At 58.9% G+C, this 3,823-nt stretch carries 2 protein-coding genes; both read left to right on the forward strand.

Annotation, left to right across the window (positions count from 1 at the left end):
* Nucleotides 1-168: 168 nt before the first annotated feature.
* On the forward strand, nucleotides 169-2,046 hold the full coding sequence (gene uvrC, locus NW853_RS06870) for an excinuclease ABC subunit UvrC (RefSeq protein ID WP_414348540.1): 1,878 nt from the start codon (nucleotides 169-171) through the stop codon (nucleotides 2,044-2,046).
* 88 nt (nucleotides 2,047-2,134) lie between these two features.
* Nucleotides 2,135-3,805 carry an NAD+ synthase gene (locus NW853_RS06875; RefSeq protein WP_414336069.1) on the forward strand — a complete coding sequence of 557 codons (1,671 nt, stop codon included), beginning with the start codon at nucleotides 2,135-2,137 and terminating at the stop codon, nucleotides 3,803-3,805.
* The last annotated feature ends 18 nt before the right edge of the window (nucleotides 3,806-3,823 follow it).

The raw sequence follows: 3,823 nt of genomic DNA on the forward strand, positions 1-3,823 counted from the left end.
GCACCTAGGATAACCCCGACCTTGGGGTAGAGGAGCCTGAAGTTCCCTTCTCAGCGCATACCTACCTGTACCTCTGCATCGGTTGAAGTCGGCGTTGCCGGAAAAAGTCGTATCATTGCTAGATTGAAGCCATGGGATCCCTGACTCTGCCTGGTAGAACCGAACTCTATGACTGTTCCCCTGATTCAAAATCGTGACGCTTTGGAAAGCCGTCTTAGAGAGATTCCCGCCGAGCCTGGCGTATATCTAATGCGAGATGCTACAGATCAGATTCTCTATGTAGGCAAATCTAAGAAATTGCGCTCTCGCGTGCGTTCTTATTTCCGTTTTGCTGATGATCTGTCTCCTCGCATTCAGCGCATGGTAGCTCAGGTTTGTGAAATTGAGTTTATCGTTACCGATAATGAAAGTGAAGCTTTGGCTCTAGAAGACAATCTAATTAAGACTCACCAACCCCCCTATAACGTCCTCCTTAAGGATGATAAAAAGTATCCTTACTTGTGTATCACCTGGTCAGAGCTTTATCCACAGCTTTATATCACTCGTCACCGTCGTCTCAATCAGAATCAAGACAAATACTACGGCCCTTATACTGATGTCGGTTTGTTGCGCTACACCCTTGGATTGGTCAAGCGAATTTTCCCCTTGCGTCAACGATCTAAGCCTCTGTACAAAGATCGCACCTGTTTGAACTATGACATTGGACGTTGTCCCGGAGTATGTCAAGGCTTGATCAGCCCAGAAGACTACCGCAAAACGCTAGCTCAAGTAGCCATGATCTTCCAAGGCCAGACGGATGAGCTGATCAGACAACTGCAAGAGAAAATGATCCAGGCTGCCGAACAAGAAAATTACGAGGCAGCCGCGCGATATCGGGATCAAATCCGCGGCCTAGAGCAACTGGGCGAATCCCAGAAGGTCTCTTTGCCCAACTCTAGCGCCAGCCGTGATGCTCTGGCCCTGGCCATGAACGATTCGCGAGCCTGCATTCAATTGTTTCAGGTGCGGGCCGGCAAGTTGGTGGGACGGCTGGGGTTTGTTGCCGAAAATCGGGGCGATGATCCGGCGTTGATTTTGCAGCGAGTTTTACAAGAACATTACCAATACTGTGATCCGGTGGAAATTCCTTCGGAAATCTTGACCCAGTATGAATTGCCCGATCGCGATTTTCTGGAGTCTTGGCTGAGCCAGAAAAAGGGCCGCAAGGTAAGCCTTATCACCCCTCAACGGCAGAGCAAAGCAGAGCTGATCGAGTTGGTGGAGCGAAACGCCGAGCTGGAGCTAGCCCGCAGCCAGCGCCTGGCCGATCAGAACACTGCTGCCTTGGAGCGCTTGGCGGAAGTCTTGGATCTGCCGGAGCCGCCCCGCCGTCTGGAAGCTTACGATATTTCCCACATTCAGGGATCCGATGCTGTGGGCAGTCAGGTGGTGTTTATCGATGGCCTGCCGGCCAAGCAACACTACCGCCGCTATAAGATTCGCAACCCTGAGGTACGCCCCGGCCATTCCGATGATTTTGCCAGCCATACCGAGGTGGCACGGCGTCGCTTCAGCAAAATGACTCCCGAGGATCAGCCGGATTTGGTGCTCATCGACGGGGGCAAGGGGCAACTGTCGGCAGTCATGGCCGTCTTGGCGGATTTGGGTTTGGATCACCTGCCGGTGATTGCCTTGGCCAAGCGAGAAGAAGAGATCTTCCTGCCGGGGGATCCCGTGCCGCTGCGGTTGGCTGCGCAAGATCCGGCTCGCCTACTGTTGCAACGCCTGCGAGATGAGGCCCACCGCTTTGCCCTTGCCTACCATCGCCAGCAACGGAAGCTGCGCCAACAGGCCTCTACGCTTGACGAGATCCCCGGCCTGGGCAAGTACCGGCAAAAGCTGCTGATGGAAGAGTTTCGGTCGATTGCTCGCATCCAGGTGGCCTCAGAAGACCAGTTGGCCCGGGTGCCCGGCATTGGCCCCAAGCTGGCGCGCCAGATCTACCGCTACTTCCACCCGGAGGCCGATTTGCCGGCAACTGCGTTGGCGGAGCCGGAGAGACGCTGACGGGGAGCCAAATCTCCCCTTGGAGCTGGCCTATTATCGTGAAATCCACCACTTGCTAGGACAGCCGTTCTCGGCCAAGGGGGCCAGGGTGAAGATAGCGCTGCTGCAACTGAACTACACCGTTGGCGATCTCAGCGGCAATGCCGAGCGCATCCGTCTGGCGGTGGAAGCAGCGTCAGCGGCAGGAGCGGAGCTGGCCATCGCCTCTGAGCTGGCCCTGTTGGGGTACCCGCCTCGCGACCTGTTGCTCTACCCGGCCCTGGTCGAGAGGGCAGGCCAAGTTTTGCAGCAGTTGGCCGCCCGGCTGCGGGATAGCATTCCGGTGGTGGTGGGATCCGTGCAGCCCAACCCTCTGCCGGAGGGGCGGCCCCTCTACAACGCCGCGGCCTGGCTGGAAGGGGGTCAGATCCGCCACTGGTTTCAAAAGTCGCTCCTGCCCACCTACGATGTCTTCGACGAGGATCGCTACTTCGAGCCGGGATCCCCGCCCCGGCCCATCGAGTACCGTGGTCGCCGGCTGGGCTTCACCATCTGCGAAGATATCTGGAACGACCGCGACTTTTGGCGCCACCGCCGCTACCACCGCGATCCGGTGGAAGAGATGGCCCGCTGTGGCGCCGATTTACTCATCAATCTGTCGGCTTCTCCTTTTAGCCTGGGCAAGCAAAAATTGCGGGTGGAGATGCTGGGATCCCTGGCCCGCAAGCATGCCCTGCCCATCCTCTACGTCAACCAGGTGGGGGGCAATGACGACCTCATTTTCGACGGGGCCAGTTGCGCCCTAGATGGCCGGGGCCGGCTGGTGGCCCAAGCCGCTGCCTTCGCGCCGGATCGGCTGATTGTGGATGTGGAGGCGCTGACCCATCCCCCCGACGAGGAACAGAGCCCGCCGGGATCCCGCTGGCCAACGGAGCCGGAAGCAGAGCTCTACGAGGCGCTGGTTCTGGGCGCCCGCGACTACGTCAGCAAATGTGGCTTTCGCGAAGTCTTGCTGGGCCTCTCGGGGGGGATCGACTCGGCTGTTACTGCTGTCATTGCCGCCGATGCCCTGGGCCCGGAGCGAGTGCTGGGGGTGCTCATGCCCTCTCCCTATTCCAGCCCGGGCAGCCTGACCGATGCCTACCAACTGGCGCAAAACCTGGGGATCCCTACCCTGAAGCTGCCCATTCACTCGATTATGGAGAGCTACCAGCACCTGCTGGCAGAAGCTTTCGCCGGCCTGCCCCCCGACACGACGGAAGAAAACCTGCAATCGCGCATTCGCGGCACCCTGCTCATGGCCCTTTCCAATAAGTTTGGCCGGCTGCTCTTGACCACAGGCAACAAGTCGGAGCTGGCGGTGGGCTACTGCACCCTTTACGGGGATATGTCCGGCGGCCTGGCGGTGATCTCCGATGTGCCCAAAACTTGGGTCTACCGCCTGGCCCGCTGGATCAACCGCCAGGGGGAGCGGATCCCACTCCCCATCCTTACCAAGCCTCCCTCGGCGGAGCTGCGGCCCGGCCAACAAGATAGCGACAGCCTGCCCCCCTATGACCTGCTGGACACCATCCTGCAGCGGCACATCGAACAGCACCAGTCGGCTGCCGAGCTGGTGGCCCAAGGGTTTGATCCCGACACCGTACAACAGGTGCTGCGCCTGGTTCAAAAGGCCGAGTTCAAGCGCCGCCAGGCTCCCCCCGGCCTGCGGGTTACCGATCGCGCCTTTGGCACCGGCTGGCGCATGCCCATCGCCAAATGCCAGGAAGGGATCAGTTGAGATTTTGCCCTCTCCCAG

This window comes from Synechococcus sp. H55.11 (assembly GCF_047462475.1).
In the GTDB taxonomy this organism is placed as follows: Bacteria; Cyanobacteriota; Cyanobacteriia; order Thermostichales; family Thermostichaceae; genus Thermostichus.